This is a genomic window from Salisaeta longa DSM 21114, assembly GCF_000419585.1.
GTDB lineage: Bacteria > Bacteroidota > Rhodothermia > Rhodothermales > Salinibacteraceae > Salisaeta > Salisaeta longa.
Window position 1 is genome coordinate 1,359,740 of sequence record NZ_ATTH01000001.1, and the last position, 25,273, is coordinate 1,385,012.

Below are 25,273 nucleotides of genomic sequence, written 5' to 3' on the forward strand. Positions count from 1 at the left end.
GGGCTGTTAGGTGAGAATGTCGCGGCTCCGATCTTCAATGGTGCGCATGAGAAGGTCCTGCAAGCCAGAGGCTTCTTCGGCTGCGTTGGTGGGATACGGGAGCACGTAGCGGCCATCGGACTGCAACTCCCATGCGGTGCGCCGATCGGCGAGGGCGTCTTCCAGCACGTGTACCACGCGCTGCCGCAACGCGTCTTGTTCAATCGGCACGATGGCCTCCACCCGGCTGTTCAAGTTGCGGCTCATCCAGTCGGCACTGCCAATGTAAACATCTTCGGCCCCCGCGTTCTGGAAGTAAAAGATGCGAGTGTGCTCCAGGAAGCGCCCCAGGATGCTCACCACCCGGATGTTTTCACTATATCCGGCGAGGCCCGGCCGCAGCAGGCTGTGCCCTCGCACAATAAGATCGACCTGGACGCCCCCCTGTGAGGCCTTGTAGAGGCGCTGGATGATGTCTACATCGTTGATGGCGTTCATCTTTGCTACGATGCGTCCGCCCGTCCCGTCCTGTTCGTGCTGTATCTCGCGATCAATGAGGCGGTTGAGGGTCGCTCGCATGTTGTGCGGTGCCACAAGCAACTTCCGGTAGTCTTGCGCCGGCGCGTAGCCCGTCAGATAGTGGAACAGGTTGGTGACGTCGTAGCCAATGTCGGCGTCGCACGTGAGCAGGCCAAGATCGGTGTACTGCCGCGCCGTCTTCGAATTGTAGTTTCCGGTTCCCAGATGACAATACGTCCGCGGACCGTCGTCTTCTTCGCGGATGACCAGCGTTGCTTTTGCGTGCGTCTTTAGACCCACCAGGCCGTAGGCCACGTGCACGCCCGACTCCTCCAGCATGCGCCCCCACTCGATGTTGTTTTCCTCATCGAAGCGCGCTTTCACCTCCACGAGCACGGCCACCTGCTTCCCCCGCTCGGCAGCGCGCACCAGCGCCGCCACGATGGGCGAATCGTCGGACGTCCGGTACAGCGTCTGCTTGATCGCCAGCACCTTGGGGTCTTCGGCCGCTTCTTCAACGAACCGCTGCACGCTTTCTTGGAACGACTCGTACGGATGGTGCACGAGCACATCGCCCGCGCGAATCGCACTGAAGATGTTGGGATGATCGGCGGTTTTGCCCTTCCGTGCCAAATCGGCCGGATCGCCCTCGCGGCGGAGGCGGGCCGGGATGCGAGGGGTCCAGGGCGGAAATGACGCGCCGGGCACGTCGCGTCCGGCCAGCGGCATCGCATCGGCATGGCCGAGCAGGCTCTGACTCTCGTACACGTCGCGGGGCCCAATGCGCAGCTCGTCAACCAGCAAGTCGCGCAGCGAGGCGGGCATGTCGGGCGTAATCTCAAGCCGCACAACAGGCGCAAACCGCCGCTCGCGCAGTTCGTCGGAAATCATCTCCAGCAGGTCGTCGGCCTCCTCCTCATCGCGCCGGATGTCCGCATTACGCGTCACCCGAAAGGGATGTGCAGCAGCCACCGTCATGCCCCGAAAGAGCGCATCGAGGTTGTGCGTGATAATTTGCTCCAGCGGCACCACGTGCATCGGCCCGTCCACCGGCACCCACCGGGGCTGGTTGTTGGGCACCTTTACGCGAGCAAAGTGCTCGGTACCTCGCGCTTCGTTGTGGAGCGAGACGGCAAGCGAGAGGCTGAGGTTTGACAGAAAGGGAAACGGATGGCCCGGATCGACGGCGAGGGGCGTAAGGACCGGAAAGACCTGCTCGCGGAAATAGGCATCGGCACGTTTGCGCTGCCGGGCCGAGAGCGCCTCGTAGTCGTGGATGTGCAGCCCCGCATGCTCGCGCAAGAGCGGACGGAGGGTGGTGCCCCAGAACGTCGTGAGGCGCTCGTACAGCGGCGCTACGCCGTCTCGGATAAGCGCCAGCTGCTCCTGTGGCGAGCGGCCGTCGGGGGAGTACGCCGTAACACCGGCCGCCGCCTGGCGCTTGAGCCCGCCCACACGCTTCCGAAAGAACTCGTCGAGGTTGCTTGCCGTGATGGCAACGAAAAAAATCCGCTCCAGCAGGGGCGTGCGGTCGTCCAGCGCCTGGTACAGCACGCGCCAGTTGAAGTCGATGGTGCTCAACTCGCGGTTGAAGTACAGATGCGGGTGGTCGAGCGCGGCCTCCGTGGGCACCTCACGCGCCTCTACGGCAGGGGTAAACGAAAGGGACGAGGGGCGGACGTCTTCAGAAGCCGGCATACGGGGGCCTCAACGATGAGTCAACAGGACCGGGAGCGGTGCTACGCCATCTCGCGCAGCGGTTCAACGACGCGCCGCACCGTATCTGCGCTCGACATGATGTAGAAGTGCAGGCACGGCACGCCCGCGCGCAGCAGCTCCTCCGACTGCTTCAGCGCCCACTCTACCCCGATGTCTTTCACGTGCTCCGGGTCGGCGGCCTCAATTTCGGCGGCCAGCTCCGTTGGAATTTCGGTGTGGAAGTGCCGCGGCAACGAGGTGAGATGCCGCTTCCGCGTGATGATTTTGATTCCTGGAATGATCGGCACGTCGATGCCCACTTCGCGGCATTGCTCCACGAACGACAGGTAATGCGCATTGTCAAAAAACATCTGCGTCACGACGTAGTGGGCCCCGGCCTCTACCTTTTGCTTCAGCCGCATGATGTCCCACGACAGATTGGGCGCCTCGAAGTGCTTCTCCGGGTAGCCCCCCACGCCCACGCAGAAGTCGGTGGGCGCAGCGTCCATCAGATCCTCAAGGTACGTGCCCTGGTTCATCGCATCGACTTGCTTCACTAGGTCGATGGCGTACTTGTTGCGCGAGCGGTCGGGGTCGATGTTTTTCTGAAACCCTTTCTCATCGCCGCGGATGGCGAGCACATTATCGATGCCCAGATAGTTGAGCTCGATGAGCGCATCCTCGGTCTCCTCACGCGTAAATCCGTTGCAGAGGATGTGCGGTACGGTGTCTACGCCAAACCGCCCCTCGATGGCCGCACACAAGCCCAACGTGCCCGGACGCTTGCGCTTTACGCATCGCTTCCAGGTGCCATCGGGCATTTGCTTGTACGACACCTCGGCCGAGTGGCTCGTCACGTCGATGAACGGTGGATCGAACGGCATGAGCGCATCGACCACGTTGAGCATTTGCTCGGCCGAGCCGCCACGCTTCGGCGGGATGATCTCATACGAAATAAGCGGGTTGCGGGCACGCTCCAGATGCTCGATGACCTTCATGAACGCAGCATTGGTTACCGGGACAATAGATGGTGTTTGTACACGCGCCAACGGAGGGGCTTGTTCGTGCACGACCGGCGTGTACCGCCGATTGGCAGTTAAGAAATGACCATCGATCTGCCTGCGTGTCGGAAAGCGCTTCCGCCCGGCCCGCTTAATTCCGACGGGCCCACAATTCTTCGCGCCATGCCTCAGGGAATCCGTCGGACGAGTCCCAGGCGTAGTGGTACTGGACGACGGCCTCCTCGCGTCGCCGCTTGTACCGCTGATCGGCCTGGATCTCCCGAACGCCTACGGGCACCGCGCGGCCGGCGGCACGGGCGCGCTCCCGAATCATCACGGGATGCTGATGATACGGCTGGGGTTCTTCCGGAAAGTATAGCCGGTAGGCCGTGGCCACCACCCAGGCCATGAGGAAAAGGGCGATGGGGCCAACAATGGTGGCAAGGAGCAAAACCATGGCGAGTCCTGATGCTGCGTACATAGTTCACACGTTACACATACAACATACGCGCAGCAGCGCACAAATGCACATCCGTCTCGTATTTTTGCATGTCCGTTTCGTATGGCGGGTTCGCCTTACGGAAGCTGAGCCCCCTTATTGCTTCCCGGCGGGTAGTCGGCAGGGGCAACCTTCAGATTCTCGGCACCTGGATCGCGGGCTTCAAGCTCCTTCAGACGCTTTTCCTCCTGCACGATCGTCGTTGGGGTGGTGTTGGTCAGGTCGCCCCGAAACGCGGTGTCCATGAGGGTAATGGCCAAAAACACCACGACGAACACCGTGCTCATGACGAACGTGAGCGTGTTCACCGGCTTGTCGTACTTGAGCGCCATGAAGAACATGACGACCAGCGTAGCCTTGGCAGCCGCAATGCCAATAGCCACCGGAATGTTCAGCGGCCCAAGGTCTACCTGCGCCACGGCAACCGTAAGGATGGTAAGCACGATGAGCCCCCCAAAAACGCTTAGGAGCGTCTTCAGGGGAATAATGTGGTGGCTGTGGTCGTCGCCTGCGTGTGCCATGACTCTCGGAATACGTATCGGGTTCGAAGGGATAAGGCAGAGGGTTCAGCCCGCGGATGCGTCCTAAATGAGATAGAGCAGCGGAAACAGGAAGATCCAGATGATGTCGACCAGGTGCCAGTACAGGCCGGTGAGCTCCACCGGGGTGTACCATTCGCTGCTGAAGTCCCCTCGGTTGGCGCGCCACGCGATCCACCCGATGAGGGCCATGCCGATGAGGACGTGTACGCCGTGGATGCCCGTCATCACGAAGTAGATGCTAAAGAATTGCGCCGCAAATGGAATGTCAGCCAGGTAGGCATAGTGGGCGCCGTGTGGGTCAAAGAAGCTGCCGGGATACACGCCGTGCTCAAACTTGGCCGTATACTCGAAATACTTGATCACCAAGAAGACACCGGCCAGAACGAGCGTTGCCAGCAGGCTCCACACCATCTTTCGCTGCTCTTCCTTTTGCGCGAAGTGGATTGAGAGCGCGACCGTGAGCGACGAGGTAAGCAAGACCACCGTGTTTGTGCCGCCCATAACCCAGTTCAGGGCATTACTAGCAGCCAGGAAAGCATCGGGATGCCACTGCCGGAAGACCGCGTAGGCAACAAACATCCCGCTAAACAGCAGGATCTCGGTTGCCAGGAAGATCCACATGCCTAGCTTTGCCGAGTCAAACTGCTGCTCGGACGATACGAAATGGTGCTCCAGATGCGGCGGGTGCTGGTGCGCATGAACGTCGCCCGCCGATGTTGTTGCAGGGGCCGTCTCGGTTGCCATGAGAATACGTGTTGAGCGGAAAAAGGTGGTGGAGCGCACGCGGGCCGCGCGTGCAGTCGAAGGAATTACTTATCGCCGTCGGCAGGCTCAGGGGCGGCCGGCGCTGGCTCAGGCATCCGCACATCGCCACTTCCGTCGCCCGCGCTCCCGTCGCCACCAAAAACTTCGTCCGCCAGGTGGAAGTCGTACGGGCCGCGCGTAACCAGCGGGGTGCGCTTGAAGTTGTGCGGATCGGGCGGCGAACTCACATTCGTCCACTCCAGCGTGGCAGCGCCCCACGGATTCGCCGGCGCCTTCTCCCCGTTAAAGAGCGACCAGATGCCGTAACCCAGCACCAGGAACAACCCGGCGGCCAAGATCCACGAGCCCACCGTCGAAATCTGATGCAGCTGCGTAAACTTGTCTACGTAGTCGTAGTAGCGTCGCGGCATGCCCTGCGCGCCCATCACGAGCTGCGTAAAGAACGTCACGTTGAAGCCTACAAAGATGAGCACCGCTGCAATTTTGGCAAGCGTCTCGTTGTACATCCGTCCGGTAATCTTGGGCCACCAGTAGTGCATGCCGCCCAGCAGGGCAATCACCGAACCACCCATCATCACGTAGTGAAAGTGGCCGACGACGTAGTACGTGTCGTGCAGGTGGACATCAACCGCCAGCACCCCCACCATAATGCCGGTAAAGCCGCCAATGGTGAACAGGAACAGGAAGCTCAAGGCATACAACATAGGCGTTTGCAGCCAGATAGAGCCTTTGTACATCGTGCCGACCCAGTTGAACACCTTGATGCCGGAGGGAATGCCAATCAGGTAGGTAATGAGCGAAAAGACAATGGCGGCCACGGCCGACTGCCCGCTCACGAACATGTGATGCCCCCACACCAAGAAGCCCAGCATGGCAATGGCCACCGAGGAGAGCGCAATGGCACGGTACCCAAAGATGCGCTGCCGGCTAAACGTTGCAATCAGCTCGCTCAAGATGCCAAAGGCCGGCAAGATCATGATGTACACGGCCGGGTGGCTGTAGAACCAGAAGAAGTGCTGGAACAGCACCGGATCGCCGCCAAGGGCCGGATCAAAGATACCAATACCCAGCGTCCGCTCCAGAATCAGCAGAATCATGGTGATGCCAATCACCGGCGTAGCCAAGACCTGCACAATGCTCGTGGCGTACATGCCCCACACAAAGAGCGGCAGGCGATTCCAGGTCATCCCCGGCGCCCGCATCTTATGAATGGTCACAATAAAGTTGATTCCCGTAAAGATGGAGGCGAATCCCGTCACAAAGATGGCCGCCGTCATCCATAAAACGCCGCCCCCCGTAGAGGCCGAGTACGGCGTATAAAACGTCCAGCCGGTGTCAACGCCGCCGTAGACCAGAGCCAGCATCGTAAACACAGCGCCTACCATGTACACGTACCAGCTCGCTAAATTGAGCTTCGGGAAGGCAACGTCTTTGGCCCCTAGCTGAATCGGAAGCACAAAGTTGCCCAAGATAGCCGGAATGGACGGCACCAAAAACAAAAACACCATCAGGATGCCGTGCATCGTAAAGGCCTCATTGTAGGTCTGGGCATCCATGATGGTTTGCCCCGGCCCGATGAGTTCAGCGCGCACGAGCAGCGCCAAAATACCTGCAATAAGAAAGACCAGCGCAAGCGAGATGGCATACATGATGCCAATGCGCTTGTGGTCTTTCGTAGACAGCCACGACCAGAGGCCGGTCTCATGGTTCAGATAGTTAACATCGGAGGCGTGCGCTCCGGCCGCCTGTACTGCTTTATCCATGCTCATGGGCTCCAATAGCTTCTTCGTGAACCGTTTGCCAACCACAGGCACGCCGCGCGGCATCATCTCCGCAGCGGCGTTACCTCTTACCGTGCGAGGGATGCCGTGGTTGTGGATACTTCTTTGTCACTCAAGGTCTTCATGTATTCGATCAGCGCTGTGAGCTGGCGCTCGCTGAGTCCGCCGTATGAGGCGGGCATGATGTTGTTGTAGCCCGCGACAATTTTTGCTCCCGGATTTAGGATAGACTCACGCAAGTAGTTTGCGTCGGCCTCTAACGTTGTACCATCGGCCATCTCATGGTTATCCTTTCCATACAAGCCTTTCCACGTCGGGCCCACTTTGGGCGCACCGTCTACGCTGTGACACGTCTGACAGCCCTGCTGGGTGTAAAGCACCTCGCCATATTCCGGCAGCGGCATCTCGTCGTAGTTGCCGCCGCCGCTCTCCAGCCATTTCTGGAAGTTCTCCTGCGAGAGCACCTTTACGCCGCCAATCATCGCGGAGTGCCCGGTGCCGCAGTACTCGGTACAAAACAGGTTGTAGAATCCACTTTCACCGGTTTGCTTGGTCGCCTCAAACCAGAGGCTCGTGTAGCGGTTGGGCAGCACGTCGTGCTTCACGCGGAACGCCGGCACAAAAAAGCTGTGGATGACGTCCTGGCTGCTCATTGTCAGCTTAACCGGCCGGTTGGCAGGCACAATGAGCGTGTCCATCACCTGCGTACCGTTTGGGTACTCAAACCGCCACTTCCAGCTCCAGGCCGTCACCTTAATATTGTAGGCGTTGGGGGGCGCGGTGTACATGTTTACGTACGACTTGAAGCCCCACGTGAATACAATAAGCACCAGAATGGTGGGAATGACAACCCAGGAGATCTCTACGATCTTGCTCTCCTCGACCATCTCGGGGCGTTCGTCGGCGCTGCGACGCCGGTAACGCACCACGAAGTAGAGCATGGCCGCTATCACGCCCACAAAGATGACAAGACTCGTCCACGTAACGAATTGGAAGAGGCTATCCACCTGACTTGCGAAGGTGGAGGCCTGTTCGGGCAGCCAAAATGAGCCGTAATCGCCCATAGCAGTTGTATTGAATCGTCCCTGTAAATCGTGCGGGCAGTCTATGGCGTCGAGGACGCATACGACTGCAAATCTTCTTTTTCGCGCCGCCAAAACACGAACAGCGCAAGGCCCAGGAGCAGCACCGTAACGCCGCTTCCAAGCTTCATGATGTTAAAGGCATCGGCCGTGTACGTATTGGCCTTCGGATCAAACTGGAAGCAATACATCGCAATCTGATCCACGGGATTGCCCACGTTTCCGTTGGAGGCCTCTACAAGTGCTTTACGCACGTCGCCGGCGGGCAACTCCAGTCCGTAAATGTACCGCGTCACCGTTCCCGTGCCGCTCAAAAAGATGAGCGCTGTGGGATGGGCGTATTCCTTTTCGGCAGGCACCCACTTGTAGTTAAACCCGACCGCTTGGGTGAGCGCCTGGATAGACGCCTTGCTACCGGTCAAAAAGTGCCAGCCTTCTTCAGCCCCCTGCCGGTTAAGGCGCTGCAGGTACTGTGTGCGTTTCGTTTGCGCAATCGCGGGCGTCTCGCGGGGGTTGAAGCTTACCGTCAAAATCCGAAATTGGTCACCCGGCGTCCACTTCAATTTGCTCAGCGTTTGCGTAACCCCGTTGAGCATCAGCCCGCACAGCATGGGGCAGTTGTGGTACACCAAGTTCAGTATAACAGGTGTTGTGCCATCGAAGTACCGATCAAGCGTCACGGTCTCCCCGCTGGCATTTTGGAAAGTCAGGTCGGTCGGCACGTCCGAGCCCAGGGCTCGCGTGATACCGACACCGTCAAACTCCTTCTTCATTTGACCGCTCGGCTGGGCAACACTGGGCCCCACGCTGCTCATCAAAAGCAACGCAATGAAAACAACAAGCGATCTTGTCTTTGTCGTTCTGCACATGACTCTGCATCCGTCTGAGAAGCGCGTCGACTGCTCGCACCGTTAGAACCTGTTGCAATTCCTGCCGCCGGGCGGCACATCGTCCCCGGGCGTGGCCCGTGGCGCTACCATGAGCCGCGACCGAGGTTAGGTTTTTGCGCCATCGTGGCTCGCGCTCACCTCCTGACGCAAAATCAACACAGGTTCTTACAAACAGACGATCCACCTCAAACAATCATTCCGATGATGGCGCCGATGGCGGCGGGGTCTGATCGTACTTGTTCACTACCACATCCATGGCTTGCTCAATGGGCATGCGGTAAATCCCTGCCTCGGCATCTACCACACCGTACTCATTTAGCAAGCGGTTTGATTCGTTTGTGGCTTCTTCAACCAACGTGTTCGGCGTCTGCGCAACGCGGGTAGCGGCCACTTGCTGCTTGGTCATCTGAAACCACACAAACACGATGACAATCGCAAGAGCGATAATCAGCAGCGTCGAGCCTGCAATGCCCATCACAAGGCTTGCGGCAATGCCTTCGTCGGCCACGCCCTGTTCTTTCTCCTTGGCCAGGCGCTCTTCGGGCGTCAGCTTTTGCTCTACGTCTTGCGCGGCCGCCTGCACCAACTCGGTGGCAGGCCCCATGGCCTCGCCGTCATCCGGCGCCCGCGTGTGCCGCGCCGCCTCGGCTTCGGTTGCCGCCACAAAGCTCTCCACCCGTTCGCCCGGACTCGTTCCGGCGTCGTTGTAGGAAAGCACGCGCCAAAAGAACGTCTGCCCGTCGGTGGGCAGGTAGTTGCCGACCTCTACGGCCGTCTGCTGCGCGACGTCCTTGTCCAGCACAAGATCGCTGAAGTTCGCGTCACGCGCAACCTGCAGCGTGTAGCCCGTCGCGCGCTCCACCGGCTCCCAGGCGAATGTCACCTGGCGACCGTCGACGACCTCAGCCCCGTACGGCGATGTTAGAGCAGGCGAGGGCGGTGCTGCGCCGGTATGTGTATCCGTTGAGTCCATGGTAATTATGCTTAGCTAAGGGACGGAACGTAACGCTTAGCGATTTTCAGTTGATCGTGAAAGCACGTGAATATACCCCAAAGACACATGTGCAAAGCACATGGGAGGGAGGGCGCGCGGACTAGGCATTCTCAAAATGGAGCGACTCTTCGAGGTATGGATCGCCCTCGGGTACCAGCGGGTGGCGCTTCACCCGATACATGACGGTGCCCACGAAAATTCCCGTGAGGCCGAGCCACGTGCTGAAGTCAAGCCAGTGAAAGGCCGCGTGCTCCGAGCCGTACACCGGCATCACCATCCAGTAGAGGTCGAACCAGTGCATCACGAGCATCCATACCGACATAAAGCCCATCAGTGGGAGCATCCGCTTGGTGAAGCGCGGCAGCAGCACAAAGAAGGGCACAATAAAGTGAAGTAGCACAAGCATGGCACTATGCCAGCCCCACCCGTGCTGCAAGCGGTGCTGGTACCACGCAATTTCTTCGGGAATGCCGGCATACCAGATCAGCATGTACTGACTGAACCCGATGTATGCCCAGAAGACCGTGAACCCGAACATGTACTTCCCAAGGTCCTGGTAGTGCTCGCGGGTGATGACGTCTTGCAGCATGCCACGGCGCTGCATGACGAGGGCAATGAGCGTGACGAGCGCGAGCATCGCGAGCATGCTTCCCGCAAACATGTACACCCCAAAGATGGTGGAGTACCAGTGCGGGTCGAGCGACATCAAGATGTCGTAGCTCGCAAACGCGGTGGTTACGGCGGTAACCGGCAACCCCCAGGCACTTACGTTCCGCAGCTTCTGCTGATGCTTGCCGGTGCCGCCGGCGTCCTGCTGTATGGACGTCACATACAGCTTGTACGCCAGCACCGACCAGATGACGAGGTACGCGACCATCCGCGCAATCCAAAACGGCTGATTCAGGTAGGCCCGCTTGCCGGCCAGCACCGGATCGTAGTGCGGGCCGCCTTCAACGTACAGGTCGTGGTGCGTCCAGTGATACAGGTCGTGCATGCCAAACACGATGGGAATGCCCAGTAAGGCAAGCAATGGAAAGGCCCAGAGCAACGCCTCGGTGAGGCGCCGCACGACAATGTGCCACCCGGCTTTCGTGAGATGATGGAAGAACAGGAAAAAGAGCGCCCCGAGCGACGTCGTCAGGCAGAAGGTCCACCCCGTGAGGTACGCAAAGTAGAACCGCTTTGCGTCCTGCACGAGCCCGATGAGGCTTATGGCCAGGAGCGCGATGCCGATGGCCAGAGGCACCAACCACGCCCGTCGGTCGCCCGTGAAGCGATACGCGCGCTGCGCTGCATCTTTGGTAGCCTGCACAGGATCTGCAAACCACCGAGGTCCGAGGTAAGGTTTAACCGATTCCGCCATAGTGTATCGTGTTTGCGTGGCCACGCGGGCCGGTGATCAAGAAAACGTCGGGGAGCGGCAATGTGCGCCGCTCGCTCGTCAAGGATCGGGGGTCAAGGGGCCGAGGCGCCGGCTTGCCCGTCGATGTTGGCGCTTCCGCCCTGTTCGATTTGCGCAAGCGCGCTTGCGGGCAGTTCGCTCTCGGTTGCATTCTGGCTTTGCTGCAGGGCCCGGATGTACGTGACGATCGCCCAGCGGTCGCGCACCGGGATCTGCTGCGCGTAGCCGGGCATGTTGCGCACGCCGTTTGCGATCACGTCGTAGATGTAGCCGTCCGGTACATTGCGCAGCCGCTCGGAATGATATGTGGGCGCCGGGGTGTAGCCGTAATCGCCGGTCATAATGACGCCGTTGCCGTTGCCCGCGCCCCCATGGCACACGGTGCAGTAAATCTCATAGCGCTCTTGCCCCCGCCGCACCAGCGCTTTGGTCACCGGAAACGGGACGCGTTCAACGTACTGCCCGGCCGCGGTACGCCCGGTATGGTAGGGGGCGTTGGCCTCCCGCAGCCCGCGCGCAATCGTACCGGGCACGGGCTTACGCATCGCCATGTTGTTGGCGAAGAATGGATTCGCTTCTTGCGGCTTAAACGACTGCTGAATGTCCATATTCAGGTTCGGGTGCACCGGAGGTTCTTCCGATTGCATCCCACGGCAGCCCGCAAGCACAACGAGGCTCAACACGAGAAGTAGGGGTAAGCGATGCATGAGGCGTTTCGGTCTCGGAAAGGGGCAGTGCGCGAGCAGGGGGCGACTAAGCATCGGCCGTTCCATCGTCCTTGATGAGCTCTACAGCGAGCGCCCCCATGGCGCGAAGCTCGTCGGCCGTCTGGTCGGCATCGAACTGCGGGTCGCTCGCCGCAATGTGTATAAAGAAGGCGTCGTCGGTCGCTTGCTTGAAGCGATCGGAGTAAAAGAGCGGGTTGTACGGCCGGGGCAGCCCGTTGAGCGCCAACATGCCGCCCACCGCGCCAAACGCCGCAAACAGAATCGTGAGCTCGAACATAATGGGCACCGAGGGCTCCACCGCAAAGAACGGCTTGCCGCTCACGCTAATCGGGTAGTCTACGGCGTACGTCCACCACTGCAAGACGTACCCCACGGCGCAGCCGGTAAGCCCGCCACCAAAGGCAAAGTACCCAACCAAGGAGTTCCCGAGCCCCATGGCCTTGTCCATGCCATGAATGGGAAACGGACTGTGGGCATCGAAGTGGGCGTAGCCCTTCTCGCGCACGGCCTCCGCCGCGTGCATCAGGGCCGCGGGATCTTTAAATTCCGCAAGGAGCCCGTATACGTCGTCGGTGACGGGCTCGTAGATGCCCATCGAGGCCTTCACTTCGCGTGTCAGTTCACTCAGCATGGCGTGCTACAGTCGTCAGAAATCAGTGGAAACCGGGGCCCGCGGGGCGTTTACGTCGTCGCGGGATCGTCGTCGGCCGAGCGGTAGGCGCTGTACTCTTGAGCCGGCTGCACGTACGGCACGTCGGTTGTGGCGCGGCCATCGCCTTCGTCGTGCGCATGCGGATCGGCTTCGGGCGTAACGGCCTTCACCTCGGCCAGCGCCACCATGGGCACAAACCGGAGGAACAGCAAGAACATCGTAAAGAAGAGCCCAAACGACCCGACGTACGTCCCAATGTCGATCCACGTGGGCGTGTAGTATCCCCACGAGCTGGGCAGGAAGTCGCGGTGCAGCGAAGTTACCGTAATCACAAACCGCTCGAACCACATGCCAATGTTTACCACAATCGACAGCGTAAACATCACCGGAATGGAGCGGCGCATCTTCTTAAACCAGAAGATTTGGGGCGAGATCAGGTTGCAGCTCATCATGATCCAGTAGGCCCACGCATACGGTCCTAGCGCACGGTTTAGGAAGGCGTACTGCTCGTACTCGACGCCCGAGTACCACGCCATGAAGAACTCCGTGATGTAGGCAAAGCCCACCAGCGTGCCGGTCACCAGGATGATGATGTTCATCTTCTCCAGGTGATTCTTCGTGATGATGTCCTCCAGGTTGTAGATCTTGCGCGCAATGACGAGCAGCGTCACCACCATGGCAAAGCCCGAGAAGATAGCGCCGGCCACAAAGTAGGGCGGAAAGATGGTGGTGTGCCAGCCCGGCAGCACGGCTACCGCAAAGTCGAACGACACCACCGAGTGCACGGAAAGCACGAGCGGCGTAGCGAGGCCCGCGAGCAAGAGATACGCTTTCTCGTAGTTGCGCCAGTGGCGGTTGGCCCCGGTCCAGCCCAGCGAAAAGAACGCCAGCACCTTCGCGCGCAGGCCCTTGGCGCGGTCGCGCAGCGTTGCAAGGTCGGGGATGAGGCCTACGTACCAAAAGACGAGCGACACGGTAAAGTAGCTGGACACCGCAAAGACATCCCACAGCAGCGGGCTCTTAAACTGCGGCCACATCTCCATCTGGTTGGGGATGGGAAACATCCAGTACACCACCCATACGCGGCCCACGTGTACGGCCGGAAAGATGCCCGCACACATCACTGCAAACAAGGTCATGGCCTCCGCCGAGCGGTTGATGGACGTACGCCAGCCCTGCCGGAACAGAAATAAAATAGCAGAAATCAGTGTGCCGGCGTGGCCAATGCCCACCCACCACACAAAGTTGACGATGGGCCAGCCCCAACCTACCGGCTGGTTGTTGCCCCACACGCCGACGCCATTCCAAATCTGGTAGGCCAGGCATACGGCCAGCAGCCCCAGCATAGACACGGCCACCGTAAAGGCGCCGTACCACGCCAGCGGCGTTTGCTTCTCCGTATGACCGGCAACGCGTTCGGTCAGTTCATGAAACGAGAGCTTGCCAATCAGGCGCGGACGGTGCCCAGGCCCGCCATCGGATGCGTGCGCCGATTGAGTGGTTGGTTGTTCTTCCACAGGTCTGTTGCGCGTGTAGTGGGAAATTCAGCGGGCGGGCGGCCTTATGCTGCCAGCGCATCGAGCGCTTGCACGAGGCGATCATTCACGTTGCGCACGCGTCCAAGGTAGGACACGCGCGGCTTGGTGTTCAGGTACCCCAGCAGTTGATACCGGCGGCTGTTTTTGCGCTTCTGCACCACGGCGCTGTCCTCGTTGTTGAGGTCGCCAAAGGTGATCGCGTTGGTGGGGCATGCCTCCTGGCACGCCGTCTCAATTTCGTTCGGCCGCAGGTCGCGCTGCTCGTTATCGGCTTGGCGCTGCCCATCGCGGATGCGCTGCACGCAGAAGGAGCATTTCTCCATCACGCCGCGGAAGCGCATCGTAACGTCCGGGTTCTGCTGCATTTGCAGCGACAGCGGCAAGGTCTTCGTCCAGTTGTAAAAGTTGAAGCGCCGGACCTTGTATGGGCAGTTGTTGGCGCAGTACCGCGTGCCGATGCAGCGGTTGTAAATCATCTGGTTCATGCCGTCGGGCGAGTGCACCGTTGCGGCAACCGGACAGACCGATTCGCAGGGGGCGTTCTCGCAATGCTGGCATAGCACCGGCTGCATGAGCATCTCCGGGTTGTCGTCGTTCGTCCCGTCGCTCACGTAATACCGGTCGGTGCGCATCCAGTACATGTGACGCCCGCGGCTCACCTCTTCCTTGCCCACCACCTGCACGTTGTTTTCGGCCGTACACGCCACAACGCAGGCGTTGCACCCCGTGCAGGTGTTCAGGTCGATCACCATCCCCCACTGGTTGTCGTGGTAGGGATTGTCCTTGTAGGCACGCGACTCGGACGGATGGTCGTCTTGCCACAGGGTGGGATACGACTCGAACGTCTCGCCTTCTTCGCCCGGCACCGGCGGCCCCATGTCTTCCACAAATTCGGGGTTTTCGCGGTACTCATCGAGCGTGGCCCACCGGGCAATCGGGCGGCCCATCATGGAGCCTTCCTCTTGCGTGGTGGCAATCATGTACGGCGCGGCGTCCGTCTTCTCTACCGTCGCGCCGGTCGCAAAACGACGGCCGGACGGGCGCAGGGGCGAGACGTTGCGGCCCACGGTGTACTCACGGGTGCCCCCGGCCCAGTCGCCGGCAATGGGGCCGTCGCTGTAAATGTCGGTGTAGTCGTCGGTGTCAAAGAAGTTGGTGTGCCGCTCGGGGCGGTTGGTGGCAAGGTAGCGCCCGTAGCCGAGCGTCACCAGCACGGTGTCGTCGGGCATGCCGGGCTGCACCCACACCGGAAGCTCTACGGATTCGCCTTCGATGGTGATGGCGACCGTGTCGGAGTAAAAGTTGCCTTCGGAGTATTCCGCCGAAACGTTCAGCTTCTCGGCGGTGGCCTGGCTCATGGTGGCCACGTTATCCCACACAATTTTTGTGGTGGGGTCGGGCAGCTCTTGCATCCAGGCATTGTTGGAAAAGCGACCGTCGAGGACCTTCGGATCGAGCCGGAAGACCACCTCCATCCCGTCGCTCGCGCCCGTTGCAAGGGCAGGCGGCGCCGGAGCCGCCACGCTGGCCGCCGGGTACTGCGAGCCGGCCACGAAGCCGTCGTGGAGGGCCGTGCGCCAGGCCGACTCGAAGTCGGCGGCGTCGAGCTGCTGCCGCCATTGCTGCCGCACGAGGTCGTAGCCCGTTACGTCGGTGCCGGTGGCGACAAGGTTGAGCACCTCAAGCGGCGACTTGGCGTCGTCGTAGAGCGGCGCGATGAGCGGCTGTACAACCGAGAGCGTGCCGTCGTAGGCGCGGCCGTCGCCCCAGGCTTCCAGGTAGTGGGCCTGCGGGATGTGCCAGTGCGCCGCGCGTGCCGACTCGTCGACGTGCAATCCGGTGTGCACAACGGACGGGACGCGCGTAAGGGCCTCTTCAAAGCCCAGCGCCGATGGCGTGCTGTATACCGGGTTGACGCCCAGCATAAAGAGCGCATCCACCGCGCCGGCGTTCATGTCGTCAACCAGCGCCGCCAGCGCCTCGTCTTGCGCGGGCCGCGAGGATTCGCCGGTCTCCAGTAGCTCAACCGTCGTGCCGATGCTGCCAAGCTGCCCATTGATGGCCATGGCAAGGGCATGCACGGCGGGCGGCTGCTCTTCGCCAGCCATCACCACCGCGTTGGGGCCCGCCGCGGCAAGGTCGCGGGCAATCTCGCGGGCATAAATCTGTTGCTTGTCATCGAGCCCGTCCCCGCCCGAAGCATCCAGGCCCAGCTCGCGCGCCAGCGCAGCAGCAAACGCGCCAATGGCGCTCGCCTTCATCGGCAGGCGATGATCGGCCATGCCGCCCGTTACCGAGAACGTGCTTTCGATGGCATACAGCCGGCTCATCTCGTCCTCGGGCCCGTCCAGTTCGCGGCCCTGGGCGAAGGTGCGGCTGTTGTGCAGATAGTCGGCAGCGCGGCCGTCCAGAAAGTCGTCGTCGAGGCTCACAATAACATCGGCCGCATCCAGCGCGTAGCGCGGGCGGAGGGGGCGCCCGAACGCTTGCTGCATGCCCAGCCGCCGGTTGTCGTTGCCCGCGGCCGCGTACGGAATCCATTGCACCGTATCGAAGCGTGCATCCAGCTGCTCGCGAAGCGCGGCCATCGTGGGGGAGCTGTTCGGCTCCGCCAGTACGGCTACGGTGCCAGCCTGCGTGCTAAGCTCACGTGCGAATGAAACGAAGTCGTCCCACGAGGCCTCAGAGCCTTCCCGCAGCAGGCGCTGCGAGCGATCCGGGTCGTACAGGTTGAGCACCGATGCCTGCTCAAACGGACTCGTGCTGCCCTGACTGCTTGGGTGCCGCTTGTTGCCCTCCACCTTGGTTGGGCGTCCCTCGTGCGACTCCACAAGCAGCGGGCGCAGGGTGCCCCGAAACGGCATGCCCGTAGCATAGCGCTGCGGCACACCCGGAATGATTTCTTCCGGCTTCTCGGCGTACGGCAGAATCTTTTGCACCGGGCGGCGGCACGCCGTGAGCCCGGCCATCGCCATCGCAGCCCCCATCAGTTGCAGAAACTGACGGCGTGATGCGCCGCTCGGCGGCTCGCTCATGCCTTCGCCAAACTCGGGCGCCGCCCCATCGCCCGACGCCATCAAGGACGACTGCGAGCGCTCGGGCGTGCTCCGCCAAAACCGCAGCCCATCGCTGTCGGTGTCGGCGGCTTTTGCATCAATTACGTCAAGCTCAATCATGCTACACTGCGGTATTGAGTGGCAAGGGTGTACGTCAGAGGAGTGGGCCGCGCGGGCCGATCGGGCGCCCTACAAGTGGTTAGTAGTGACAGGCGGAGCAGTTGGTGGGCGGCTGAATGCCTTCCTCGCGCACCCGGCGGAGGTTGCGCTCCACAAAGTTGGCGGGCTGCACGTATCCCATGGTGGTAATCTTGTCGTTGGGACGCAGGTACAACTCGGGTTGCCGGTGGCACTCCAGGCACCACCCCATCGACAGCGGCTCGGCCTGATAGACGCCTTCGGCCCCCATCTGGTCGACGCGCCCGTGGCACGTCTCGCATCCCACGCCCTTGTTTACGTGGGCCGCGTGGCTAAAGTGGGCATAGTCGGGCAGGTGATGCACCTGCACCCACTCAATCGGCTGATCGTTCGCCCAGCTCTCACGCACCTTAGCGAGCTTCGGCGACTCCGTTCTGATCTGGTTGTGGCAGTTCATGCATGTCTGCGTGGGCGGCACGTTGGCGTGCTTCGAGTTCTCCACCCAGTTGTGGCAATACCGGCAGTCCATGCCCAGCTTGTCCACATGAATCTGGTGACTGTAGGGCACGGGCTGCTCCGGCTGATACCCCACCACCAAGTATTCCGGAGAGAAGTAGTACCAGACAAGAAAAATCGTGGCCATGCCTCCCAGTAGGGCCCCCGCAAGGGAGAGCAATGGGAGCAAATTGGCTTTCTTAGGAAATATCTGCGGCATACAAATGCGGCGATGAGCGACCGAAGATGACCGTGGAGTACAAAAGGTACGGCATAACTGCCTAAACTGAGACCTCTACCCCTTGAATTTGGAGTAAAAGGCAGCGGTGGCTAGAGAGGCGGTACGAGCGTTTGCATCCTGCTTCACAACGTGCCTGCTGGGCCCGAACAATGCAACAGATTCCAATAAATCCCACCGCTTTTACGCTAAACCTTAACGCATCATACGAGCGATACCGCCACAAGCACAACAAGACCCCTAATTTAGACTCATTATGGAATGTGAGCGCGCGTTAATCTGCGTTAGGGACCATGTTGGCTCATTGGATGGATGGTATGCGGTGCGCTCAGGGCGTGTGCACGTGTAGCAGCACCTTATCCGTAAAGTACGCATCGTCAAGCACTGGGCGCAGGGCATGCTCGGACACGCGCACATCAGGGGATTGGGCGTGCAGGGCCTCTTTCTCCTGCGTGAGGTCGCCGCCCTTCAGACACAGCAAGCCCGGTGCCCAGCATCCATCGGGCACCGTGTTGGAGGGCCGAGCCACGCGCCGATGCCACCGCCAGATGTCGGCCAGCGGCGCCGTGGCCCGCGACACCGAGTAATCGGCCGGTCCGGTCCATTGCGCTGCCCGGCCGTGCCAGCCGAAGCAGTTGTCAAGGGACAGCCGCCGTGCCATCTGGCGCACGAGCCGCACCTTCTTCCCCACAGCGTCAACCGCATGCACCGTTACGTGCGGGCAGCAGATCGCCAGCACAAGGGCGGGCAGCCCGCCGCCCGTCCCCCAATCGACCACCACAGCATCCGATGGAAAACGGCGAAGCAGAAGCGCACGGCTGTGTACGATGTGGCGCCGCACGATGTCGTGCGTCGTGTCGGGCGAGATGAGGTTGACCTTGGGATTGTAGCGCTGCAGCAGGCGGGCAAACGCCTGCAGGCGTTCCGCTTGCGTATCGGTAAGTGCTGGCAGCGCCGGGACGTCAGTTGTCATCAGCCGGTGCAAACGTTCGTTCGTAGAAGCGATACGAGGTTTCGCGCATGCCAAGCGCACCGTACGTGGCCCGCGCTGTATCGTTGGTTTTCTCGACGTACAACCGGAGGCCGCACACGTCGGGCGCAGCGCGCGCCGCCGAAACGACGTAGGCGTAGAGCGCCGCGTACACGCCCTGCCGGCGCGCCTCGGGGCGCACGTACACGCTCTGAATCCACCAAAACTGGCCGTTGCGCCAGTCGCTCCACTCCGTAGTGAGCAGCAGCCCGCCCACCACGCGCCCGCCGCGTTGCGCCAGCAGGTAGCGCCCCTTGGCTTCATCCGTCAGCACAGCGCGCACCCCGGCGCGCAGCCGCTCGGCATCCAGCGGTTTGTCTTCGGTCTCCGCGGCCATCGCCTGGTTGAACGCGACCAGCGTGTCTAGGTCGTCGAGGGTAGCAGCGCGAATCGATAGCGGCGGAGGCATGGGCGAATAGCAAGAACGTGTCAAGATCATGATGCGCAGGCCGGTGCGGGCCGCCGCGGCTGGGGGATGCTCCGAACCAAACCCGCAGAGGGCTGGTTGAAGCGGCGCTTCTCGCGCAGTACACCCAAGAACTCATCCTTTTTCGAATTTCCGCGTTCCTTTATGGCCTACTTGTTTACATCCGAGTCCGTTTCCGAAGGACACCCCGATAAGGTGGCCGATCAGATTTCGGATGCCATTCTTGATGCGCTCCTTACCGAAGACAAAAACAGCCGGGTGGCCGTCGAAACGATGGTGACGACCGGCCTCGTGGTACTCTCCGGCGAGGTGCGCACCGATGCGTACGTTGAGCTGCGCGAGGTGGCCCGCGAGGTAATCCGCGACATCGGGTACACCAACCCAGAGCTTCAGTTTGACGCCGATTCGTGCGGCGTGCTCAGTAGCATCCATGAACAGAGCGACGACATCAACCGCGGCGTAGACGGCAAAGAGCAACAGGGCGCCGGCGACCAGGGCCTTATGTTTGGCTACGCGTGCCGCGAGACGGAGGCGCTCATGCCCATGGCCATCACCTACTCGCATCGCCTGATGCAGGAGCTGGCCCACCTGCGCAAGCACACCGATGACCTGCCGTACCTGCGGCCCGACTCCAAGAGTCAGGTGACGGTAGAGTACGCGGAAGACCGGCGCACGCCGAAGCGCATTCACACCATCGTCGTCTCCACGCAGCACGACCCCGGCGTGTCGCAAAAGGAGATTGCGCGCGACGTCCGCGAGATTCTGGTGCCGCGGGCCCTGGGCGACCGGTACGACGACCTCATCGACGACGACCTCATTCTGCACGTGAACCCCACCGGCCGATTTGTGATTGGCGGCCCGCACGGCGACACCGGCCTTACGGGCCGCAAGATCATCGTGGATACGTACGGCGGCAAGGGCGGCCACGGCGGCGGGGCCTTTAGCGGCAAGGATGCCTCGAAGGTTGACCGTAGCGCGGCCTACGCGGCCCGACACGTAGCCAAAAACCTTGTGGGCGCCGAGCTTTGCGACGAAGCGCTGGTGCAGCTTGCTTACGCCATTGGCGTGCCCGAGCCCGTCTCCATCGACGTGAACACCAACGGCACCGGGACCATCCCCGACCGTGAGCTTGTGACGCTGGTGCGCGAGCACTTCGAGCTGTCGCCCGCGGCCATCATCGACCGGCTGGACCTGAAGCGTCCGAAGTTCCGGGATACCGCGGCCTACGGGCACTTCGGTCGTGCGGAGTTTACGTGGGAGCGTCTCGATTACGTGGATGCCCTGAAGCGCGCCGCGTGATGCGATGCACCGCGGATATGCTCCGCCCCCCTGCAAGCGGCGGCCCGTCTTTCCACAAGGCGGGTCGCCGTTTTTTTATTGTGATTGGGCCACGCCGCCCGCTTGAGCTCTTCGGCCGTGATGTTCAACAGTGCCCTTCTCTTGCACTACACAGACGAGGAGCGGTCTGCGTAATCAGAAGGCGAGCAGCCCATCTGCTTTTTAAAGCAGCGACTGAAGTAGGAATGGCTATTGAACCCTACGGCATACGCCACTTCAGCCACCGTACCCTTGTTGTCGGCCAGAAGCCGCGTGGCGACCTGAATCCGCACCGCGCGAAGGAACTGGTTAGGCGTTTGATCCACCGTTTTCTTCAGATGGCGCCGCAACGTGCGTGGCGTCATCGACACAGCCTCAGCCATGTCTGCAACGCCTACCTCCGGGTCCACCAAGTGCGCTTCGAGATACGTTTGAAGTGACTGCATGACTTCGTCCGTCGCAGCGCTTGAAGCATCGGCGCCGATAGCGTCGTACATAGCGGCACTCACAAGCGACGCAGGCCCGCTCGGTTCCGTTTGAAGTTGCTCGCGGAGGCGATGGCGTGTGGTGATGTGTTGGTGCACATGCGCACGCAGCACGTCGGGAACAAACGGTTTCGTGAGGTACGCATCTGCCCCCGATGTGAGCCCAGTTATCTGGTCATCGGTGTCGGCGCGCGCTGTGAGCATCACAACGGGGATGTCTTCCGTTGCGTCGTGCTTGCGCAGTGCCGCCACCAGCTCCATACCATCCACGCGGGGCATCACTACGTCTGCCACAACGCAATCCGGGAGGATTTCGCGAGACATGCGCAGCGCCGCGTGCCCATCGGAAGCCGCACGCACGAGATAATCAGGCTCCAGGATGGAGCGGACAAACGTTCGCATGTCGGGGTCATCATCGACAACGAGCACCGTAGGTTGAGCGGTAGCTGTCCCGGAAGAATAGGCTGCCGGCGCTGCTCGCGCAGATGGTTGCTGAGCACGCTCAGCAGATCCATCGCCTGCAAATGCCTCGTGCGAGTCCGGTACATGGGGCGACAAGGCACTGCCAGACGTGCCATCTCCTGAGCATCGTTTGGCGGATGGGTTGTTTGGTCTTGCGGGCGACCGGTCTATCTCAACAGGCCATATGACGATAAACGTACTTCCATGCGTACCCGGGCTTTCTACGCGCAAGGTGCCATTGTGCAGCGACGTGAGCGCATAAGCCAGTGCCAAGCCGATGCCTGTGCCGCTCTTCGTTGTGCGCGCGCTTCGGTAGAAGCGCTCGAAGACGTGTTCTTGTTCACTCACGCTTAGCCCAGGACCCGTATCGTGAACGGCGATGCGCGCATTATGGTCTTGTACAGAAGCTGTCACACGCACGCGTCCACCACGCGGCGTATACTTCAGCGCGTTCTCCAGCAAATTTCCCAGAACCGTCTCCATGTGCTCCGCATCGAGTTCCACCGCCGCTCGAGCAGCCTCAACATCCACCAGCAGATCAATTTGTGCTTCGTGGGCCCGGTGCGCGAAGCGCTCTGCAACGCGTTCCACAAAGTCCGCCAACGGATAGCGGCGCACCGTTAATGACAACCGCCCAGCATCGTATTTGGCAAGGTTCAGCACTTGTACCGTAAGCGCTTCGAGACGCTCGCTGTTGGCTTCAACAATGTGCAATGAACGCCGGAGCGAAGCCGAGAGCTCTTCGTCACCTCTGAGCACGTGCTGCACCGGGCCCTTAATAAGTGCGAGGGGGGTACGTAGCTCATGACTGATGCTCGTAAAGAACCGAGACTTCCGTTCGTTGAGGTCTGCTAACACGCGGGCTTGTTCCTCGACCACCTCGAGCGCCTCCTCGGTTGATTGTTTCTCGAGACGCAGCGCCTTTGTTTTTTCTCGCACCTGTCGGCTTAGTTCGTCCTCCCGCTGCCGGAGCCGCCGCAGCCGGTACTGCACGCCGCCGTACACGATGGCACCTGCAATGCCCAGCACGAGGAGGCCGAGCACCACCCGGAACCACGTGGTCTCGTAGACGGTCGGTTTGAGCACAATCACCTGGGTGGCCGGGGGCGACCAGCCGCTGCGCGCGCTCCGCACCGACACCTCGAAGGTGTAGCTGCCCGGATCCAGATTGGTGAAGAACGCTTCGCGGCGGTCCACTTCGATCCACCGCTGATGGAGGCCCCGCAGACGATAGCGGAACGTCAGGTGCTCCGGATCGCGGAAATGCAAGGCGGCATAGCGTATCGAGAAGTTGCGCTGATCGGGCGGCAGGGGGAGGCGCCCGGCATCGACAAAGCGGGGGGCGCCGCCCTCGGGCACAAGCGCTTCCACGACGACCGGCGGAGCGGACTCGCGTACCGGGTCGGTTGCCGGATCCACGACGACGGCGCCTTCTTGCGTGGGAAACCACAGCCGTCCATCCTGTGCCCGGATTCCGGCAGGCTGCACGCCGCCGTTTGCCTCGCGGTTGCGGAGGCCGTGCCGGGTGGTGTAGGGAATAGACCGAACCTGCGAACGCGATCCATTGGCCACGGCGTTGAGCGCCGCACGACGCACCCAAAACAACCCGCGGTTGCTGCTCATCCAAAACCGCTCCTGCGAATCTGTCAAAATCCGATGGAGGACATTGTCAAACAAGCCCTCAGCGGTTGTAATGTGCGCGAGCGACGCAGCAACGAGTGACGTGTCGTCCTGCGCGGCCCACTGTATGCGCACAAGGCCTTCATCCTCGGTAGCAAGCCAAAATGTGCCCGTCGGATCGCGGTAAATGTCGCGGATGAGATTGGAGGGCAGCCCATCGGCCTGGGTAAACGCGACAAACCGACCGTTGTGATAGCGCGCAATGCCGCCGCCGTTGGTGCCCACCCAGAGCGCACCATCAGGCGTCTCGCGGATGACACGCACGTATGGATGCGGCAGACCGCTGTTTTGGGGCATGAAGCGCGTCCAGGGGGCGGAAGCATCGGTTGCCTGCTCGCGCCGATACAGTCCGTTTTCGGTACCCACCCAGAGGCGTCCGTCGCGGTCTTCGTAGATGGCACGGATGCGTGTCGGGCGAAACGGATTGGGGGCATTTGGGTGGGCACATTGTGCATCTTCCACGCGACAGAGGTCGGTTCCGCCAACCCAAAATGCACCGGACCGGCCCTGATGGAGGGCCCAGACGTTGCGGAGGATTTCGGCCCCCTTGCGAAAGAAATACGTTCGCGTCGTGTCCGCATCCGGATCCAATCGCACCGCCCCGCCACCTAGGGTGCCCATCCATATCGATCCGTCGCGGTGTTGCTCAATTGGGTAAATAATCGAGCTCGAAAGCCCCTCCGAAGTGCCCCATACACGAACACGTGAGGGATGCAACTGCACGAGACCATTGCCGGAGGTGCCCAGCCACAACACGCTGTGTGGACCCCGCTGCACCGCTTCGATAGTGGATGACGCACGGTAGATGACATGTCCATTGCGTTCTAGCGTGCGCCCCGTGTTGGTCCATACCGTTCCGGCATGATTAAAGCGCAACCGTCGGTTTTTACGAAAGGTAGTGAAGGCAACGGATCGGCCGGAGTCTGGCACAAAACGTCCCGCGGTGTACCGCAGCAAACGATTGGGCGTAGTGAGCCACGTGACGCCCGTCGCATCTACAAACAGATCATGGACCGCGCCATCGGGCTTATCTCTGGCGAGGGTTGTGAGCGTGCCGGCGGCCCAGCGTTGGACGTGGGGAAAAGTCCCGATCCAAAGTGACGCCGAGTCGGGATGGGCCGCGAGGTCATACACCGCCTCCCCCGCTAACCCATTGGCCGTGGTCCAGGTGCGCACCGACCCGTTTGGACCCCGGCGCAGCAGCCCGTCATTGGTGCCTACCCAAAGCGTGCCATCGGGGCGTTCGAGCAGCGAGAGCACGCGGCCGCCGGGCACCGGCACATCCACGCGGCGCAGGCGGTTGGCATCGGTCCAGCGGTACAGCCCATTGTTGGTCCCAACCCATACAGTGCGCGAAGGCCCCACGTGAAACGCCGTGACGACGCGCGGGCCCGTGTTGATCGTCTCGAAGCGTCCGTTGTGCAGGCGCACCAGCTGGCGCGATTCGGTAACGAGCCAGAGGCCGTCGGGATGCGGTTGGACGCGCGTGATGCGACTGCTGGGCAGGCCGGGCGTGGTGCCTGAGCGGTAGACGCGAAACCGAGCGCCATCGAAGCGCACCAGTCCGTCGAACGTCGCCATCCAGAGGTAGCCGTCGTTGGTGCGCGCCAGATCGTTGATGGCATTCACCGGCAGCCCGTCCTTCACGGTCCACTGCGTGCGGACGAACGTCGGTGCAGCTCCGGTATCTGGCAGTGCTGACGGTCCAGAAAAGGGTACGGGCAAGCCGTGCACCCTCGATCCAATGAGAGGCCCCACGAGCAGAAGAGACACGACCCATAACCATGTGCGTGCGGAGACAGAAGCGACCACGTGATTCGGGGATGAGAAGGCGAAAGCAGTACGTGCAACGTCAAACATATCCCCTGTGGCCGA

Annotated in this window: 19 protein-coding genes; 1 reads left to right on the forward strand and 18 read right to left on the reverse strand. The window is 61.3% G+C overall.

Annotated elements, in window-relative coordinates; translation table 11 throughout:
* Positions 1-6: 6 nt before the first annotated feature.
* The 17 genes from ppk1 to SALLO_RS0105610 all read right to left on the reverse strand — a co-directional run bounded on the left by ppk1 (position 7) and on the right by SALLO_RS0105610 (position 19,436).
* Positions 7-2,196, reverse strand: coding sequence for a polyphosphate kinase 1 (gene ppk1 / locus SALLO_RS15490; RefSeq protein ID WP_022835324.1), 2,190 nt, complete (start codon positions 2,194-2,196; stop codon positions 7-9).
* Positions 2,197-2,237: 41 nt separating this feature from the next.
* Positions 2,238-3,194: a methylenetetrahydrofolate reductase [NAD(P)H] gene (gene metF, locus SALLO_RS0105535; RefSeq protein ID WP_022835325.1), complete on the reverse strand. Its 957-nt coding sequence runs from the start codon at positions 3,192-3,194 to the stop codon at positions 2,238-2,240.
* A gap of 154 nt (positions 3,195-3,348) precedes the next feature.
* Positions 3,349-3,654: a hypothetical protein gene (locus SALLO_RS15495; protein WP_051141312.1), complete on the reverse strand. Its 306-nt coding sequence runs from the start codon at positions 3,652-3,654 to the stop codon at positions 3,349-3,351.
* 119 nt (positions 3,655-3,773) lie between these two features.
* Positions 3,774-4,217, reverse strand: a complete 444-nt coding sequence (locus SALLO_RS0105545; protein WP_022835327.1) for a cytochrome C oxidase subunit IV family protein — start codon at positions 4,215-4,217, stop codon at positions 3,774-3,776.
* A gap of 63 nt (positions 4,218-4,280) precedes the next feature.
* Positions 4,281-4,982 (reverse strand): cytochrome c oxidase subunit 3 family protein, encoded by a 702-nt coding sequence (locus tag SALLO_RS0105550; protein ID WP_022835328.1) that lies wholly within the window; start codon positions 4,980-4,982, stop codon positions 4,281-4,283.
* A 65-nt stretch (positions 4,983-5,047) separates the two neighbouring features.
* Complete coding sequence (gene ctaD / locus SALLO_RS15500; protein ID WP_051141419.1) at positions 5,048-6,766, reverse strand: cytochrome c oxidase subunit I; 1,719 nt, start codon at positions 6,764-6,766, stop codon at positions 5,048-5,050.
* 86 nt (positions 6,767-6,852) lie between these two features.
* Positions 6,853-7,848: a cytochrome c oxidase subunit II gene (gene coxB, locus SALLO_RS0105560; RefSeq protein WP_022835330.1), complete on the reverse strand. Its 996-nt coding sequence runs from the start codon at positions 7,846-7,848 to the stop codon at positions 6,853-6,855.
* A gap of 41 nt (positions 7,849-7,889) precedes the next feature.
* The gene (locus SALLO_RS0105565; protein ID WP_228702777.1) at positions 7,890-8,639 is read right to left on the reverse strand and encodes an SCO family protein; all 750 of its coding nucleotides are present in this window, start codon (positions 8,637-8,639) and stop codon (positions 7,890-7,892) included.
* Positions 8,640-8,949: 310 nt separating this feature from the next.
* Entirely contained in the window at positions 8,950-9,729 is a 780-nt protein-coding gene (locus SALLO_RS15505) for a hypothetical protein (protein ID WP_022835332.1), read from the reverse strand.
* Between the two features lie 121 nt (positions 9,730-9,850).
* Positions 9,851-11,113 carry a hypothetical protein gene (locus tag SALLO_RS0105575; protein WP_022835333.1) on the reverse strand — a complete coding sequence of 421 codons (1,263 nt, stop codon included), beginning with the start codon at positions 11,111-11,113 and terminating at the stop codon, positions 9,851-9,853.
* A gap of 92 nt (positions 11,114-11,205) precedes the next feature.
* Positions 11,206-11,859: a c-type cytochrome gene (locus SALLO_RS15510; protein WP_022835334.1), complete on the reverse strand. Its 654-nt coding sequence runs from the start codon at positions 11,857-11,859 to the stop codon at positions 11,206-11,208.
* A 46-nt stretch (positions 11,860-11,905) separates the two neighbouring features.
* Positions 11,906-12,511: a DUF3341 domain-containing protein gene (locus tag SALLO_RS0105585; protein WP_022835335.1), complete on the reverse strand. Its 606-nt coding sequence runs from the start codon at positions 12,509-12,511 to the stop codon at positions 11,906-11,908.
* Between the two features lie 50 nt (positions 12,512-12,561).
* Complete coding sequence (gene nrfD, locus SALLO_RS15515; RefSeq protein ID WP_051141420.1) at positions 12,562-13,983, reverse strand: NrfD/PsrC family molybdoenzyme membrane anchor subunit; 1,422 nt, start codon at positions 13,981-13,983, stop codon at positions 12,562-12,564.
* A gap of 110 nt (positions 13,984-14,093) precedes the next feature.
* A complete protein-coding gene (locus tag SALLO_RS0105595; RefSeq protein ID WP_022835337.1) occupies positions 14,094-17,246 on the reverse strand; it encodes a Fe-S cluster-containing hydrogenase in 3,153 nt (1,050 codons plus the stop codon).
* Between the two features lie 79 nt (positions 17,247-17,325).
* Positions 17,326-17,979, reverse strand: a complete 654-nt coding sequence (locus SALLO_RS0105600) for a cytochrome c3 family protein (protein ID WP_022835338.1) — start codon at positions 17,977-17,979, stop codon at positions 17,326-17,328.
* 346 nt (positions 17,980-18,325) lie between these two features.
* Entirely contained in the window at positions 18,326-18,970 is a 645-nt protein-coding gene (locus SALLO_RS0105605) for a 16S rRNA (guanine(527)-N(7))-methyltransferase RsmG (protein WP_022835339.1), read from the reverse strand.
* Entirely contained in the window at positions 18,960-19,436 is a 477-nt protein-coding gene (locus SALLO_RS0105610) for a GNAT family N-acetyltransferase (RefSeq protein WP_028566944.1), read from the reverse strand. The genes SALLO_RS0105605 and SALLO_RS0105610 overlap by 11 nt, the downstream gene beginning before the upstream one ends.
* A gap of 162 nt (positions 19,437-19,598) precedes the next feature.
* On the opposite strand from SALLO_RS0105610, the gene metK reads away from it, so the two are divergent.
* Complete coding sequence (gene metK, locus SALLO_RS0105615; RefSeq protein WP_022835340.1) at positions 19,599-20,753, forward strand: methionine adenosyltransferase; 1,155 nt, start codon at positions 19,599-19,601, stop codon at positions 20,751-20,753.
* Positions 20,754-20,899: 146 nt separating this feature from the next.
* Here metK and SALLO_RS0105620 read toward each other — a convergent pair whose 3' ends face one another.
* Positions 20,900-25,123, reverse strand: coding sequence for a hybrid sensor histidine kinase/response regulator transcription factor (locus tag SALLO_RS0105620; RefSeq protein WP_169577893.1), 4,224 nt, complete (start codon positions 25,121-25,123; stop codon positions 20,900-20,902).
* Between the last annotated feature and the right edge of the window lie 150 nt (positions 25,124-25,273).

What these genes read in the sequence shown, in the direction of transcription:
- ppk1 (WP_022835324.1), bottom strand. Translation starts at nt 2,196, where the DNA reads ATGCCGGCTTCTGAAGACGTCCGCCCCTCGTCCCTTTCGTTTACCCCT.
- metF (WP_022835325.1), bottom strand. Translation starts at nt 3,194, where the DNA reads ATGAAGGTCATCGAGCATCTGGAGCGTGCCCGCAACCCGCTTATTTCG.
- SALLO_RS15495 (WP_051141312.1), bottom strand. Translation starts at nt 3,654, where the DNA reads ATGGTTTTGCTCCTTGCCACCATTGTTGGCCCCATCGCCCTTTTCCTC.
- SALLO_RS0105545 (WP_022835327.1), bottom strand. Translation starts at nt 4,217, where the DNA reads ATGGCACACGCAGGCGACGACCACAGCCACCACATTATTCCCCTGAAG.
- SALLO_RS0105550 (WP_022835328.1), bottom strand. Translation starts at nt 4,982, where the DNA reads ATGGCAACCGAGACGGCCCCTGCAACAACATCGGCGGGCGACGTTCAT.
- ctaD (WP_051141419.1), bottom strand. Translation starts at nt 6,766, where the DNA reads ATGGATAAAGCAGTACAGGCGGCCGGAGCGCACGCCTCCGATGTTAAC.
- coxB (WP_022835330.1), bottom strand. Translation starts at nt 7,848, where the DNA reads ATGGGCGATTACGGCTCATTTTGGCTGCCCGAACAGGCCTCCACCTTC.
- SALLO_RS0105565 (WP_228702777.1), bottom strand. Translation starts at nt 8,639, where the DNA reads ATGAAGAAGGAGTTTGACGGTGTCGGTATCACGCGAGCCCTGGGCTCG.
- SALLO_RS15505 (WP_022835332.1), bottom strand. Translation starts at nt 9,729, where the DNA reads ATGGACTCAACGGATACACATACCGGCGCAGCACCGCCCTCGCCTGCT.
- SALLO_RS0105575 (WP_022835333.1), bottom strand. Translation starts at nt 11,113, where the DNA reads ATGGCGGAATCGGTTAAACCTTACCTCGGACCTCGGTGGTTTGCAGAT.
- SALLO_RS15510 (WP_022835334.1), bottom strand. Translation starts at nt 11,859, where the DNA reads ATGCATCGCTTACCCCTACTTCTCGTGTTGAGCCTCGTTGTGCTTGCG.
- SALLO_RS0105585 (WP_022835335.1), bottom strand. Translation starts at nt 12,511, where the DNA reads ATGCTGAGTGAACTGACACGCGAAGTGAAGGCCTCGATGGGCATCTAC.
- SALLO_RS0105595 (WP_022835337.1), bottom strand. Translation starts at nt 17,246, where the DNA reads ATGATTGAGCTTGACGTAATTGATGCAAAAGCCGCCGACACCGACAGC.
- SALLO_RS0105600 (WP_022835338.1), bottom strand. Translation starts at nt 17,979, where the DNA reads ATGCCGCAGATATTTCCTAAGAAAGCCAATTTGCTCCCATTGCTCTCC.
- SALLO_RS0105605 (WP_022835339.1), bottom strand. Translation starts at nt 18,970, where the DNA reads ATGACAACTGACGTCCCGGCGCTGCCAGCACTTACCGATACGCAAGCG.
- SALLO_RS0105610 (WP_028566944.1), bottom strand. Translation starts at nt 19,436, where the DNA reads ATGCCTCCGCCGCTATCGATTCGCGCTGCTACCCTCGACGACCTAGAC.
- metK (WP_022835340.1), top strand. Translation starts at nt 19,599, where the DNA reads ATGGCCTACTTGTTTACATCCGAGTCCGTTTCCGAAGGACACCCCGAT.